The sequence below is a fragment of the Paraburkholderia lycopersici genome (assembly GCF_900096975.1).
GTDB classification, from domain to species: domain Bacteria; phylum Pseudomonadota; class Gammaproteobacteria; order Burkholderiales; family Burkholderiaceae; genus Paraburkholderia; species Paraburkholderia lycopersici.
The window spans coordinates 79219-92936 of record NZ_FMYQ01000029.1; the positions used below are offsets into that span (position 1 = coordinate 79219).

Consider the following 13718-nt stretch of genomic DNA (forward strand, 5'->3'; position numbering starts at 1 on the left):
GCGGCTTAAGCCCAAAATGGTGGATTCGAATCGGGCATTTTAGCACGCGCCCTCACAGCCGCCTGTGTCAGCGGAAAGACGGCGCCGGTGTGCGCGATGCCCGCGCGGACGGCCTTCCCGCCATGCGGCGATGGGCCGCGATACGGTCCTGGCCGAATGGCCTGAAGGCGCGTTGACGGACGGCGTGCAGGCTACAATGACGGCATCGCAGCCACGTAGCGCGCTTCGCTGCATTCAACTGCATCAGGCCGCGGCCGGCAACGAAACGCCGCCTGCGCACTCGCCCGTCCTTACGCCACATGAGCCGTTTCTCGCCGTTTTCAAGGTCCACGGGACCGCGCGCCCCACAGCCGCTCGCCGAAGTGCTGAGCCGCACGGATGCGTTCGCGCCGTTGCGCGCAGGCGTCGAGCAAATCGCGGCAATCCAGCGCGACCTCAACGCACTGCTGCCCGACTATCTCGCGGCTAGCGTGGAGCCCGGCTTCATCAAGGACGGGACGCTGGCTCTCTTCGCCGCACACAATGCACTTGCGGCGCGGCTGCGGCATCTGGAGCCGCGGCTCGTGGCCGACTTGCAGGCCCGCGGCTGGGCCCTGAACAGCGTGCGTATCCGCGTGCGTCCGCAGGCCGTGAAAGACCCCGCGCCGCCCAAGCAGGCGCGCATGACGCCAGTGGGCGCGGCAGCGCTCCAGGCGCTCAGCGAAACGCTGGAACCATCGCCACTGCAGGCCGCGCTGGCAAAAATGGCGGCTCGCCACACGAAAAAGCGTTGAGCCAGCGGCCGCCAGTCACTCAAAATCGCGCAAAAAGAAAAAGGCGGCATATAGCCGCCCTTTTCGCCATTCATCCCGAAACGCTCAGGCAAACGCCGTCTGCGCCTCGTAGCCGAAGCCGCGCGGCGCCTTCTGCGGATCGTCGAACGTGACGATCTCGTAGGCGTCTTCGTTCGCGAGCAGTTCGCGCAGCAGCGCATTGTTCAGGCCGTGGCCCGACTTGTAGGCGTCGTACGCCGCCAGCAGCGGATGGCCGACCACGTACAGATCGCCGATCGCGTCGAGCATCTTGTGCTTCACGAACTCGTCGTCGTAGCGCAGGCCGTCGTTGTTCAGGATGCGGTACTCGTCCAGCACGATCGCGTTGTCCATGCTGCCGCCGCGCGCGAGACCCAGCTCGCGCATCATCTCCACTTCGTGCGCGAAGCCGAAGGTGCGGGCACGCGCGATCTCGCGCACATACGAGGTATTCGCGAAGTCCACTTCGAGCGCCTGGCCCGTCTTGTCGACGGCCGGATGGCGGAAATCGATCGTGAACTTGAGCTTGAAGCCGAAATACGGCTCGAGACGCGCAAACTTGTCGCCCTCGCGGATCTCGACCGGTTTTTTGACCTTGATGAACTTCTTGGGAGCGTTTTGCTCTTCAATGCCCGCCGACTGGATCAGGAACACGAACGAAGCCGCGCTGCCGTCCATGATCGGAATTTCTTCCGCCGTCACGTCGACGTAGAGGTTGTCGATGCCAAGACCCGCGCAGGCGGACATGAGGTGCTCGATCGTCGAAACACGTGCGCCGTCCTTCTGCAGCACCGAGGCCAGACGAGTGTCGCCGATCGCCATCGCCGATGCGGGAATATCCACCGGCGTGGGCAAATCCACGCGCGAAAACACGATGCCCGTGTCCGGCGCCGCCGGACGGAGCGTCAAGTCGACCTTGCGCCCCGAATGCAGGCCGATGCCGACTGTCTTCACGATCGATTTGATGGTTCGCTGCTTCAACATGGTTTTTCTGCTCATTGAAAATCCCAATCGGGACTTTTTAATTCATAGCACGAATTATACTCCAGTTGCGGCAAGTCCGTCGTTCTCACCGGCGTGACAAACTGTTTCCCATCGTTACCCAGTCGCCGATGGAGGGCGGGCCGATTCCCGGAACGGAGGCGTTCCCGGGGTGATCGGCCCGCTGGGCTCGCGTAATCGCCTGTCACATTTGCGCCACGGACTCGCGTTGCCTCAAGGCAACGCAGCGCCCGCGAACTGCGCTCATGCGCGGGTCAACGTGGCGAGTATGCTCGCGGCATCGCTTACTTCGAACTTGCCGGGCGCTTCGACGTGCAGCGTCTTGACCACACCGTCGTCGATCACCATCGCATAGCGCTGGGAGCGGATTCCCATGCCACGCGCCGACAAATCCTGCTCCAGTCCGAGTGCACGAGTCAACGCCGCGCTGCCGTCGGCCATCATGCGTACCTTGCCCGAGGTACGCTGATCGCGCCCCCACGCGCCCATGACGAACGCGTCGTTGACGGAGACGCACCAGATCTCGTCGACACCGGCCGCGCGCAGCGCGTCGTAGTGTTCGACATAACCCGGCACGTGCTTCGCGGAGCACGTGGGCGTGAACGCGCCCGGCAATCCGAAGATCACCACGCGCTTGCCCGCCGCTTCCGTTCGCACGTCGAAGCTGTTCGGCCCCAGCGTGCACCCCTCGCGCGCGTCTTCGACGAACTCGAAGAGGGTCGCGTCGGGCAGCGTTTCACCCTGTTTGATCATGACTCGTCCTTTGCAACGATGTGCAAGCGTCTCGCGCGCGCATCCTGCAATGTTGGGCAACGATGTACTTCAAGGTCGTGCAGGTTCGTCGGGCGACACCGCGCCTGTCCCTCCACGCCATGCGCGTGGTGGGCAACCGTCCCTGCCGCGCATCCTCGCGGATGCGGCCTTGCTGGTCTTGCTCGCCTTCATCGCAATGCAGCGCGCCGTCCGTCTGGGTGGCGATCAGAGCTGGCGCGTTAGCGCCCTGCCCCGATCCCACGCCGCGGCGGACCTGCTCGCACTCAGTCCGCCTGCTTGCGCAGGAAGGCCGGGATGTCGTACGTGTCGACGCCCTTTTCCTGCAGCGCCTGCACGTGCGAAGCCGCGGTGTCGCGCGACGTGCGCCATACCGCCGGCGTGTCGAGCGCACCGTAGTCGGCCGTGTTGCCGTGGCCGCTGTGCTGCGGTGCGTACGCGCCCGCCGGGGCCGGGACCGGATGGTTGTCAGTGCCCGTGCGCAGCAGTTGCATCGGCGCCGCTTGCTGCTTCTTCGCCGCACGGCCAAGGCCCGTCGCGACCACCGTCACGCGCAGCGCGTCGCCCATCGCGTCGTCGTACACCGCGCCGAAGATCACCGTTGCATCTTCCGCGGCATAGCTCTTGATGGTGTTCATCACCTCGCGCGTTTCGGACAGACGCAGCGAACGGCTCGACGTGATGTTGACCAGCACGCCGCGCGCGCCCGACAGATCGACGCCTTCGAGCAGCGGGCTCGCCACGGCCTGCTCGGCCGCGAGGCGCGCGCGATCGACGCCGGCGACCGTCGCCGTGCCCATCATCGCCTTGCCCTGCTCGCCCATCACCGTCTTCACGTCTTCGAAGTCGACGTTCACGAGACCGTCGACGTTGATGATTTCGGCGATGCCCGCGACTGCGTTGTTCAGAACGTCGTCAGCGCACTGGAAGCACTTGTCCATCTCGGCGTCATCGCCCATCACGTCGAACAGCTTGTCGTTCAGGACGACGATCAGCGAGTCGACGTGATCCTCCAGTTGCTGCGAGCCGGCTTCCGCGACGCGCATGCGCTTGCCGCCTTCGAATTCGAACGGCTTGCTCACCACGCCAACCGTGAGAATGCCCATTTCCTTGGCGATCTGCGCGACGACCGGGGCTGCGCCCGTGCCGGTGCCGCCGCCCATGCCGGCGGTGATGAAGACCATGTGCGCGCCGCGCAGGGCGTCGGCGATGCGCTCACGCGCTTCTTCCGCGGCCGCGCGGCCCATTTCCGGCTTCGCACCAGCGCCGAGGCCCGTGTTGCCGAGCTGGATCACCGCCGATGCACGCGAGCGCGAGAGCGCCTGTGCATCGGTGTTCATCACGATGAAATCGACGCCTTGCACGCCGCGGTTGATCATGTGCTGCACGGCATTGCCGCCAGCACCGCCAACGCCTACCACCTTGATGATGGTGCCGTTGGTTTCCGTTTCCAGCATCTGGAATTCCATGTTGCCTCCGTCAAGAAAAAGATTCCGCTCCTCGGCCGTTATCCAGTGGAAGATCGGGCAACCTTCCGCTGCGCGCCAGCCGCCGTCACCGGCGCGATTTTCGAAGCTCGTACTTCGCCTTCTGTCCTGCGCCTGCGTTTCAGAAGTTGCCGAGGAACCAGTCCTTCATGCGCGAAAAGACCTGGCCCATCGACCCCGACTGCACTGCAACCTTGCGCCCGCGCATGCGCTGCGAGCGGCCTTCCACGAGCAGGCCCATCGCCGTCGAGTAGCGCGGATTGCGCACCACGTCGGCGAGACCGCCCGCATATTCCGGCACGCCGATGCGCACCGGCTTGAGGAAAATGTCCTCGCCGAGTTCGACCATGCCCGGCATCATCGCGGCGCCGCCCGTGAGCACGACGCCCGAACTCAGCAATTCTTCGTAGCCCGACTCGCGCACGACCTGCTGCACGAGCGAGAACAGTTCTTCGACGCGCGGCTCGATCACGGCCGCCAGCGCCTGGCGCGACAGCGTGCGCGGACCGCGCTCGCCGAGCCCCGGCACTTCGATCATTTCGTCCGGATCGGCGAGCGCCTGCTTCGCGATGCCGTAGCTGACCTTGATATCTTCCGCGTCGGGCGTCGGCGTGCGCAGCGCCATCGCGATGTCGCTCGTCACCTGGTCGCCGGCGATCGGAATCACCGCGGTATGACGGATCGCGCCTTCGCTGAAGATCGCGATGTCGGTCGTGCCGCCGCCGACGTCGACGAGCACCACGCCCAGTTCCTTCTCGTCCTCGGTCAGCACCGCCAGCGACGACGCGAGCGGCTGCAGGATGAGGTCGTTCACTTCGAGCCCGCAGCGGCGCACGCACTTGACGATGTTCTGCGCCGCGCTCACCGCGCCCGTCACGATGTGCACCTTCACTTCGAGGCGGATGCCGCTCATGCCGATCGGCTCGCGCACGTCCTCCTGGCCGTCGATGATGAATTCCTGCGTGAGGATATGCAGCACCTGCTGGTCGGTCGGGATGTTGATCGCCTTGGCCGTTTCGATCACACGCGCGACGTCGGCCTGCGTGACTTCCTTCTCCTTGATGGCGACCATGCCGCTCGAGTTGAAGCTGCGGATGTGGCTGCCCGCGATGCCGGTGAACACATTAGTGATCTTGCAGTCGGCCATGAGTTCCGCTTCTTCGAGCGCACGCTGGATAGACTGCACCGTGGCCTCGATGTTCACCACCACGCCCTTCTTGAGACCTTTCGATTCGCTCTGGCCAAGGCCGATCACCTCGTAGTGGCCGTCGCCCTTCATTTCGGCGACGACGGCCACCACCTTCGACGTCCCGATGTCGAGGCTGACCAGCAGATCCTTATAGTCTTTACTCATATCGTGCTCGTTGCGTGTGATGTCCTGTTACTTCTTGCCCGGAGCGGGCGTGTCACTGATGAAGCGCATGCCGGCCGCCCTTATCGCAAACCCGTTCGGATAACGCAAGTCCGCGTATTCGATCTCTTTGCCCCAACGTTGCGTCACCGCCGACCACGCCGCGATTAGCCGGTGCGAGCGCTCGCTGAGCGTGTCGGCGTTGCGCTCGCGGCCGAGTTCCACCTGCATGCCGTTCGAGAGCTTCACCGTCCACGCGTAGCGCGGCGAGAGCGTCACCTCGTCGGGCGTGAGCCCGAGCGGCGCGAACCACTTCTCGAGATCGCGATAGCGCGCGACCACTTCGGGGGCGGTGCCGTCGGGTCCGTCGAACGCGGGCAGGTCTTCATCCAGTTCGCCCTGGTTCGCGGTGAAGAGTTCGCCGTCGGTGCTTACCAGTTGATCGCTGCCCCACGTGCCCAACGGTTTGTACTCTTCGAGCGTGACAGCCAGCGCATTGGGCCATACGCGGCGCACGCTCGCGTGGCGCACCCATGGCATCTGCTCGAACGCGGCGCGCGCCGCGTCCAGATCGACGGTGAAGAAGTTGCCCTTCAGCCGGCCGACCACGCCCGCGCGTACCGTAGGCGCGTTGATGTGCTCGGTGTCGCCCTCGATACGGATTTCGCGCAGCGAGAAGTTCGGACGCTGCACGAGCCAGTAGCAGCCAGCCGCCAGCAACGCGAGCGCGAGCAGCGCGTGCAACGCGTTGGCGGCAAGGTTGAGCTGGCGTACGTTATTCCACATGTCGAGATTGTCGGTTCAATGCAGGTACGGCAATTCGTCGGTCAGAGATTATTTAGGGTTTCAATCTTTCAGCGTGAGCGCCAGCACGCGCACCACGAGGTCGCGATACTCGATGCCCACCGCCCGCGCCGCCTTCGGCGGCAGCGAGTGATCGGTCATGCCGGGCGCCGTGTTCACTTCGAGGAAATACGCGTTGCCCGCGCCGTCCATCATGAAATCGGCGCGGCCCCAGTCGGTGCAGCCCAGCACGTCGAACGCGCGGCGCGCGAGCTGCTTCAGCTCCGCTTCTTTTTCGGGCGAGACGCCGCAGGGAATCAGATACTGCGTCGAGTCGAGGATGTACTTCGCGTCGTAATCGTAGAACTCGCCCGCCGGCACGATCTTGATGATCGGCAGATCGAGGTCGCCCGCGATGCACGCGGTGTACTCGCCGCCGCCTTCAATGCTCTTTTCCACGAGCACGATCTTGTCGAACTTCGCGGCTTCTTCGAGCGCCGGCACGAGGTCGGCTTCGGCCTTCACCTTGATGACGGCAACGCTCGAGCCTTCGCTCGCGGGCTTCACGAAGAGCGGCAGGCCGAGCTTCGCGACGATCTGCGGCGCGCGCGCGGCGTAGTCGTCGCCGCGCAGCACCGTTTCGAACGGCGGCGTCGGAATGCCGAGCTGCTGCCACACGAGCTTGCTGCGGAACTTGTCGAGCCCGAGCGCGGAGCCGAGCACGCCCGTGCCCGTATAGCGGATGCCGTAGAAGTCGAGCGCGCCCTGGATCTGGCCGTTCTCGCCGTAGCCGCCATGCAGCGCGTTGAACGCGCGCACGAAGCCCTCGTCCTTCAGCGCGGACAGCGGGCGCTCGGACGGGTCGAACGCATGCGCGTCGATGCCGGCGCTCCGCAGCGCCTGCAGCACCAGCGTGCCCGACTTGAGCGACACCTCGCGTTCGGCGGACACGCCACCGTACAACACCGCGACCTTGCCGAATTGTTTGGGATCGATACTGCTCATCTCGCTCACGCCTTCTGTTCCTGGGCTACGATCCTGCCCGGCACACCGCCGATCGAACCCGCGCCCATCGTAATCACCACATCGCCGTCGCGCACCACTGCCGCGAGCGCCTCCGGCACTTCATCCACGGTCTCCACGAACACCGGCTCGACCTTGCCCGCCACGCGAATCGCACGGGCGAGCGCGCGGCCGTCGGCGGCGACGATCGGCGCTTCGCCGGCCGCATAGACGTCGGTCAGCACGAGCGCGTCGACGGTCGACAGCACCTTCACGAAATCCTCGAAGCAGTCGCGCGTGCGCGTGTAACGGTGCGGCTGGAACGCGAGCACGAGGCGGCGTTCGGGAAACGCGCCGCGCGCCGCCGCGATCGTCGCGGCCATCTCCACCGGGTGGTGGCCGTAGTCGTCGATCAACGTCCAGGCACCACCGCCGTTGACCGGAATCTCGCCGTAGCGCTGAAAACGCCGGCCCACGCCGTTGAATTCCGCGAGCGCGCGCTGGATGTCCGCGTCCTTCACTTCGAGTTCGGTTGCGATCGCGATCGCCGCGAGCGCGTTCTGCACGTTATGCGTACCCGGCAGGTTCAGCACGATGTCGAGCGACGGCGCGTCTTCGCGCATCACCGTGAAGTACATCTTGCCGTCGCGCGCGAGCACGTTCACGGCGCGCACCTGCGCGTCGGACGCGAAGCCGTAACGGATGATCGGCTTCGAAACGAACGGCAGGATTTCCTTCACGTTCGGGTCGTCGACGCACAGCACCGCGATGCCGTAGAACGGTAGCCGGTGCGTGAACTCGATGAACGCCTGCTTCAGGCGCGCGAAGTCGTGCCCGTAGGTGTCCATGTGATCGGCGTCGATGTTCGTAATGACTTCGATCACCGGGAAAAGATTGAGGAACGAGGCGTCCGATTCGTCGGCTTCCGCGACGATGAAATCGCCCGTGCCGAGGCGCGCGTTCGCGCCCGCGCTGATGAGGCGCCCGCCGATCACGAAAGTCGGATCGAGCCCGCCCGCCGCCAGCACACTCGCGACGAGCGACGTCGTGGTGGTCTTGCCGTGCGTGCCCGCGATCGCGATGCCCTGCTTCAGGCGCATGAGTTCCGCGAGCATCACGGCCCGCGGCACGATGGGAATACGGCGATGGCGCGCCGCAAGCACTTCCGGGTTGTCGCTGCGCACCGCGGTCGAAACGACCACGGCGTTCGCGCCTTCGATGTTTTCCTCGGCATGGCCGATCGCGATGCGCGCGCCGAGCGCGGCGAGTCGATCGGTGACCGCGTTTTTCGCGAGGTCCGAGCCGCTTACCTGATAGCCGAGGTTGACGAGCACTTCGGCGATGCCGCTCATGCCCGCACCGCCGATGCCGACGAAATGGATATGTTTGACGATGTGTTTCATTACTTTCCTCCCGGACTTGCGCCCGCCACGGTCGCGCAGATGCGCGCGACCTGATCGGCGGCGTCGGGTTTCGCGAGCGCGCGGGCGCGCTCGGCCATTTCCGCCAGCGATGTTCTGGTCTGTTGCCGCAACCAGTCGGCGAGTCCTTCCGCCGTCAGGTCGCGTTGCTGCACCACGAGCGCTGCGTCCTTGTCGGCGAGGAACGCGGCATTGGTGGTCTGATGGTCGTCCACGGCGTACGGGAACGGCACGAAGCACGCCGCCACGCCTACCGCCGCGATCTCGGCCACGGTCATGGCGCCCGAACGGCAGATCACGAGGTCGGCGCTCTCGTAAGCGCTCGCCATGTCGTCGATGAACGGCACGAGTTGCACGTCGCGGTCCGATGCGTCGGCTGGCGCGTTGGCGTCGAGCAGCCCGGCCGCGACGTAATTGGCCTTCAGCGCCTCGATATGTTTCGCGCCCGCCTGATGCACGACGCGCGGACGCTCGCCCGGCGCGAGCAACGCGAGCGCGCGCGGCACGACCTCGTTGAGCGCCGCGGCGCCGAGGCTGCCGCCCACCACGAGCACGCGCAGCGGACCGCTGCGCGCCGCGTAGCGCGCCTTCGGCTGGTCGACGTGTTCGAGCGCCTCGCGGATCGGGTTGCCGGTCCACTCGGCGTGCGGCAACGCACCGGGGAATGCCACGAGCACGCGCTTCGCGAGCCTCGCGAGCACCTTGTTCGCGAGACCCGCAATCGAGTTCTGCTCGTGCAGCACGAGCGGGCGGCCCGACAGCGCGCTCATCACGCCCGCCGGAAACGTGATGTAGCCGCCCATGCCGAGCACGACATCGGGCTTCACGCGCCGCAGCGCCGCGAGGCTTTGCGTGCATGCGCGCAGCAGATTGAGCGGCAACATCAGCTTGGTCTTGATGCCCTTGCCGCGCACGCCGCCAAAGCGCACGTATTCCATCGCGATGCCATGCTTCGGCACGAGCGTCGCTTCCATGCCCGCGGGATTGCCGAGCCACACCACGCGCCAGCCCCACTGCTCCATGCGATGCGCGACGGCGAGCCCCGGGAACACGTGTCCCCCGGTTCCGCCGGCCATCACCATGAGCGTGCGCGTTGCCGCGGTCATACTTTCCCTCCGCGCATCAAAACCCGGTTCTCGTAATCGACGCGCAGCAGCAGCGCCACCGCGATGCAGTTGAGCAAAATGCCCGAGCCGCCGTAGCTCACGAGCGGCAGCGTGAGACCTTTGGTCGGCAGGAGGCCGAGGTTCACGCCCATGTTGATGAAGGCCTGCGCGCCGAACCAGACGCCCAGGCCCTTGGCGACGAGGCCCGCAAACGTGCGGTCGAGCGCGAGCGCCTGGCGGCCGATCTCGAACGAGCGGCGCACGATCCAGTAGAAAAGCAGGATCACGACGAGCACGCCGATGAAGCCCAGTTCCTCGCCGATCACGGCAAGAATGAAGTCGGTATGCGCTTCGGGCAGATAGTTGAGCTTCTCGACGCTGCCGCCGAGCCCCACGCCGAACCACTCGCCGCGGCCGAACGCGATGAGCGAATGCGTGAGCTGATACGCCTTGCCCTGCGCGTAGCGGTCGTCCCACGGATCGAGGTACGCGAAGATCCGCTCGCGACGCCACGGCGACGCCCACACGAGCAGCGTAAAGGTGCCGACGGCCGTCGCCACGAGGCCGCCGAACAGCTTGCCGTTCACGCCGCCAAGGAACAGCGCGCCCATCGCGATCGCCGCGATCACCATGAACGCGCCCATGTCGGGTTCGAGCAGCAGCAGCGCGCCCACCACGCCCACGGCGAACGCCATCGGCAGGAAGCCCTTCGCGAAGCTGTGCATGTATTCCTGCTTGCGCACCGTGTAGTTGGCCGCGTAGACCGTCACGGCGAGCTTCATGATTTCCGACGGCTGCATGTTCGTGATGCCGAGCGGAATCCAGCGCCGCGCCCCGTTCACGCCCTTGCCGATGTGCGGAATCAGCACGACGACGAGCATCGCGAGCGCGATGAGAAAGAGCTTGGGCGCGTAGCGGTCCCACGTGGACACGGGGATGCGAAAGGCGACGAGCGCCGCGACCGTTCCGATCACGAGCGAAACGATGTGGCGCACGAGGAACGCCCAGTCGCGGTACGACGCGTACTTCGGCGAATCGGGCATGGCGATCGAGGCCGAGTAGACCATCACCACGCCGAGTCCGAGCAGCGCGACCACGGCCCACAGCAGCGAATGGTCATAGTCGAGCATGCGCGAACGGCCGGGCCGCACGCCGTTGACGACGCTCGCGAGGCCGCCCGAGCGCGCGCCGCCGCTCGACGAGGCGCCGGCCTGACCGCCTTCGCGCGACAAACGCGCACCGAATCGTTCGGACCAGCTCATATCATCGTCCCCCGTTCTGCGGCGATGTCTTCCACCGTGTCGCGGAACACCGCCGCGCGATGGGCGTAGTTGCGGAACATGTCGAGGCTCGCGCACGCGGGCGAAAGCAGCACCACGTCGCCCGGCTGGGCGAGTGCCGTGGCCGCGCGCGTGGCTTCTTCGAGCGTTGCGTGGTCGCTCATCGCGATGCCGGTTTCTTCGAGCGCCGCGCGAATTCTCGGCGCGTCGCGGCCGATCAGCATCACGGCGCGGCACCAGCGCTCGACGGGCGCCGCGAGCGGGCCGAAGTCCTGGCCTTTGCCGTCGCCGCCGGCGATCAGCACCGCGCGCTGCGCGAGGCCGTCGAGCGCCGCGACCGTCGCGCCGACGTTCGTGCCCTTGCTGTCGTCCACGTAGTCGACGCCGTCGATCGAAGCGATCAGCTCCACGCGGTGCGGCTCGCCGCGATATTCGCGCAAGCCGTGCAGGAGCGGCGCGGGCGGCAGGTCGATCGCGCGCGTGAGCGCGAATGCCGCGAGCGCGTTCGCCGCGTTGTGCAGACCGCGAATGCGCAGCGCGTCGGCGGGCATGAGGCGCTTCATCGCGAGGTTCACGGGCGCGGCTTCCTGCTGCTTGCGACGGCGCGGCGAAACGGGTTCGTCCGTTGCGTCGAGGTCGTGAGCCTGCACGAGCCACTGCATGCCGTTCTCGCGCAAGAGGCCAAAGTCGCCGTCGTTTTGCGGCTCGTTCAGGCCGAAGGTCACGATCTTCGCGTCACCGTTCGCTTTCACATGCGCGAGCGACATCACGCGTGCGTCGTCGCGGTTGAGCACGCGCGTGGTGCGCGGCCCGAAGATGCGGCCCTTCGCGGCCGCGTAGGCGTCGAGTCCGCCGTGCCAGTCGAGGTGATCCTGCGTGATGTTGAGAATCGCCGCGGCGTCGGGCTCGAACGTATGCGCCGTCTCCAGCTGGAAGCTCGACAGCTCGAGCACCCAGATGTCGGGCAGCGCGGTGTTGTCGATAGCTTCGGCAAGCTTGTCGAGCATGGCCGGGCTGATGTTGCCCGCCACGGCCACGCGCTTGCCCGCGCGCTCGCAGAGCATGCCCGCGAGGCTCGTCGTGGTGGTTTTGCCGTTCGTGCCGGTAATGGCGAGCACCTTCGGCGCGTAACCGCTCTCGCCCAGATGGCGCAGCGCCTGGGCGAAGAGTTCGAGTTCGCCCCACACGTCGATGCCGAGCTCGCGCGCCGCCGCGATCAGCGGCACGAGATCTTCGGCGAGCGGCGAAAGTCCCGGGCTGATCGCCACGAGTTCCACGCCGTCGAGCAGCGCGGTCGTGAACGGACCGCCCACGAAATCGGCCTCGACGCCGTGCACGGCGAGTTCGGGCAACCCGGGCGGCGCTTCGCGCGTGTCGGCGACGCGCAGGCGGCAACCATGCCGCGCGCACCAACGCGCCATCGCGAGACCCGATTCCCCGAGTCCCAGCACGAGCACCATCGGCGTTTGCCGATCCCGAAACTTCTCGCCAAACATTGCTTGCCTTTCCTTCGTTACCCTGATGAACACGGAATGCCGGTCAACGCAGCTTCAGCGTCGACAAGCCGATCAGACACAGCATCAGCGTGATGACCCAGAAGCGCACGACAACCTGCGTCTCCTTCCAGCCGGACAGCTCGAAATGGTGATGCAGCGGCGCCATCTTGAAGATGCGGCGCCCTTCGCCGTAGCGCTTTTTCGTGTACTTGAACCAGGTGACCTGGAGCATCACGGAAAGCGTTTCCGCCACGAAGATGCCGCCCATGATGAAGAGCACGATTTCCTGGCGCACGATCACCGCGATGGTGCCGAGCGCGCCGCCGAGCGCGAGCGCGCCCACGTCGCCCATGAACACCTGCGCGGGGTACGTGTTGAACCAGAGGAACGCGAGCCCCGCCCCGCCCATCGCCGAGCAGAAGATCAGCAGTTCGCCCGCGCCGGGAATGTGCGGGAACAGCAGGTACTTCGAGTAGACCGAGCTGCCCATCACGTACGCGAACACGCCGAGCGACGCGCCCACGAGCACGACCGGCATGATGACGAGGCCGTCGAGGCCGTCGGTGAGGTTCACGGCGTTGCTCGCGCCGACGATCACGAAATACGTGAGCGCGATGAAGCCCCACACGCCGAGCGGATAGCTGATCGACTTGAGGAACGGCAGCAGCAGATCGGCGCGCGCGGGCAGGCCCATCGAGAGGCCGCTCTTCACCCAGGCCATGAAAAGGTCGAACACGCGCACGTTGCTCGCCTCGGAGACGCTGAACGCGAGATACACCGCCGCGAAGAGCCCGATCACCGACTGCCAGAAGTACTTCTCGCGCGACGACATGCCGCGCGGGTCCTTGTGGACGACCTTGCGATAGTCGTCGACCCAGCCGATCGCGCCATAGCCGAACGTGACGAGCATCACGATCCAGATGAAGCGGTTCGTCAGATCGCCCCACAGCAGCGTGGAAACGGCGATGCCCAACAGAATGAGCACGCCGCCCATGGTGGGCGTGCCGGACTTCACGAGGTGCGTTTGCGGGCCATCCGTGCGCACAGCCTGGCCGACCTTCATCGCGGTGAGCTTGCGAATCACCCATGGGCCGAGGAAAAGCCCGATCGCCATCGCGGTGATGGTCGCCATCACCGCACGGAACGTCAGATAACTGAACACGCGCAAGAAGCTTGCGTCATTCTGCAGCCATTGCGCCAGCGCCAGTAGCATGCCTTGTATTCCTTC

The 13718-nt window shown here is 66.0% G+C and carries 12 protein-coding genes; 1 reads left to right on the forward strand and 11 read right to left on the reverse strand.

What is annotated here, in order from left to right; all coding sequences use genetic code 11:
• Window positions 1-299 precede the first annotated feature (299 nt).
• A complete protein-coding gene (locus tag BLU17_RS25760; RefSeq protein ID WP_092003267.1) occupies window positions 300-773 on the forward strand; it encodes a DciA family protein in 474 nt (157 codons plus the stop codon).
• A gap of 84 nt (window positions 774-857) precedes the next feature.
• Here the strand turns inward: BLU17_RS25760 and lpxC are convergent, their stop codons facing one another.
• The 11 genes from lpxC to mraY all read right to left on the reverse strand — a co-directional run bounded on the left by lpxC (window position 858) and on the right by mraY (window position 13703).
• A complete protein-coding gene (lpxC, locus tag BLU17_RS25765; RefSeq protein WP_092003270.1) occupies window positions 858-1775 on the reverse strand; it encodes a UDP-3-O-acyl-N-acetylglucosamine deacetylase in 918 nt (305 codons plus the stop codon).
• A 261-nt stretch (window positions 1776-2036) separates the two neighbouring features.
• Window positions 2037-2546: a peroxiredoxin gene (locus tag BLU17_RS25770; RefSeq protein ID WP_092003273.1), complete on the reverse strand. Its 510-nt coding sequence runs from the start codon at window positions 2544-2546 to the stop codon at window positions 2037-2039.
• 284 nt (window positions 2547-2830) lie between these two features.
• A complete protein-coding gene (gene ftsZ, locus BLU17_RS25775; protein ID WP_092003276.1) occupies window positions 2831-4033 on the reverse strand; it encodes a cell division protein FtsZ in 1203 nt (400 codons plus the stop codon).
• Between the two features lie 139 nt (window positions 4034-4172).
• Window positions 4173-5405 (reverse strand): cell division protein FtsA, encoded by a 1233-nt coding sequence (gene ftsA, locus BLU17_RS25780; RefSeq protein WP_092003279.1) that lies wholly within the window; start codon window positions 5403-5405, stop codon window positions 4173-4175.
• A 27-nt stretch (window positions 5406-5432) separates the two neighbouring features.
• Complete coding sequence (locus BLU17_RS25785; RefSeq protein WP_092003284.1) at window positions 5433-6188, reverse strand: cell division protein FtsQ/DivIB; 756 nt, start codon at window positions 6186-6188, stop codon at window positions 5433-5435.
• Between the two features lie 60 nt (window positions 6189-6248).
• The gene (locus BLU17_RS25790) at window positions 6249-7190 is read right to left on the reverse strand and encodes a D-alanine--D-alanine ligase (protein WP_092003360.1); all 942 of its coding nucleotides are present in this window, start codon (window positions 7188-7190) and stop codon (window positions 6249-6251) included.
• A gap of 5 nt (window positions 7191-7195) precedes the next feature.
• Window positions 7196-8590 (reverse strand): UDP-N-acetylmuramate--L-alanine ligase, encoded by a 1395-nt coding sequence (murC, locus tag BLU17_RS25795; protein ID WP_092003287.1) that lies wholly within the window; start codon window positions 8588-8590, stop codon window positions 7196-7198.
• Window positions 8590-9714 carry an undecaprenyldiphospho-muramoylpentapeptide beta-N-acetylglucosaminyltransferase gene (gene murG, locus BLU17_RS25800; RefSeq protein WP_092003290.1) on the reverse strand — a complete coding sequence of 375 codons (1125 nt, stop codon included), beginning with the start codon at window positions 9712-9714 and terminating at the stop codon, window positions 8590-8592. The genes murC and murG overlap by 1 nt, the downstream gene beginning before the upstream one ends.
• Window positions 9711-10976: a putative lipid II flippase FtsW gene (gene ftsW, locus BLU17_RS25805; RefSeq protein ID WP_092003294.1), complete on the reverse strand. Its 1266-nt coding sequence runs from the start codon at window positions 10974-10976 to the stop codon at window positions 9711-9713. The genes murG and ftsW overlap by 4 nt, the downstream gene beginning before the upstream one ends.
• Entirely contained in the window at window positions 10973-12490 is a 1518-nt protein-coding gene (gene murD, locus BLU17_RS25810) for a UDP-N-acetylmuramoyl-L-alanine--D-glutamate ligase (RefSeq protein ID WP_092003297.1), read from the reverse strand. Before murD ends, ftsW begins: the two co-directional genes overlap by 4 nt.
• Window positions 12491-12533: 43 nt before the next feature.
• Window positions 12534-13703 carry a phospho-N-acetylmuramoyl-pentapeptide-transferase gene (mraY, locus tag BLU17_RS25815; RefSeq protein WP_092003300.1) on the reverse strand — a complete coding sequence of 390 codons (1170 nt, stop codon included), beginning with the start codon at window positions 13701-13703 and terminating at the stop codon, window positions 12534-12536.
• Window positions 13704-13718 lie beyond the last annotated feature (15 nt).

What these genes read in the sequence shown, in the direction of transcription:
- ftsZ (WP_092003276.1), bottom strand. Translation starts at nt 4,033, where the DNA reads ATGGAATTCCAGATGCTGGAAACGGAAACCAACGGCACCATCATCAAG.
- BLU17_RS25790 (WP_092003360.1), bottom strand. Translation starts at nt 7,190, where the DNA reads ATGAGCAGTATCGATCCCAAACAATTCGGCAAGGTCGCGGTGTTGTAC.
- ftsW (WP_092003294.1), bottom strand. Translation starts at nt 10,976, where the DNA reads ATGAGCTGGTCCGAACGATTCGGTGCGCGTTTGTCGCGCGAAGGCGGT.
- mraY (WP_092003300.1), bottom strand. Translation starts at nt 13,703, where the DNA reads ATGCTACTGGCGCTGGCGCAATGGCTGCAGAATGACGCAAGCTTCTTG.
- BLU17_RS25770 (WP_092003273.1), bottom strand. Translation starts at nt 2,546, where the DNA reads ATGATCAAACAGGGTGAAACGCTGCCCGACGCGACCCTCTTCGAGTTC.
- murD (WP_092003297.1), bottom strand. Translation starts at nt 12,490, where the DNA reads ATGTTTGGCGAGAAGTTTCGGGATCGGCAAACGCCGATGGTGCTCGTG.
- ftsA (WP_092003279.1), bottom strand. Translation starts at nt 5,405, where the DNA reads ATGAGTAAAGACTATAAGGATCTGCTGGTCAGCCTCGACATCGGGACG.
- lpxC (WP_092003270.1), bottom strand. Translation starts at nt 1,775, where the DNA reads ATGTTGAAGCAGCGAACCATCAAATCGATCGTGAAGACAGTCGGCATC.
- BLU17_RS25785 (WP_092003284.1), bottom strand. Translation starts at nt 6,188, where the DNA reads ATGTGGAATAACGTACGCCAGCTCAACCTTGCCGCCAACGCGTTGCAC.
- BLU17_RS25760 (WP_092003267.1), top strand. Translation starts at nt 300, where the DNA reads ATGAGCCGTTTCTCGCCGTTTTCAAGGTCCACGGGACCGCGCGCCCCA.
- murG (WP_092003290.1), bottom strand. Translation starts at nt 9,714, where the DNA reads ATGACCGCGGCAACGCGCACGCTCATGGTGATGGCCGGCGGAACCGGG.
- murC (WP_092003287.1), bottom strand. Translation starts at nt 8,590, where the DNA reads ATGAAACACATCGTCAAACATATCCATTTCGTCGGCATCGGCGGTGCG.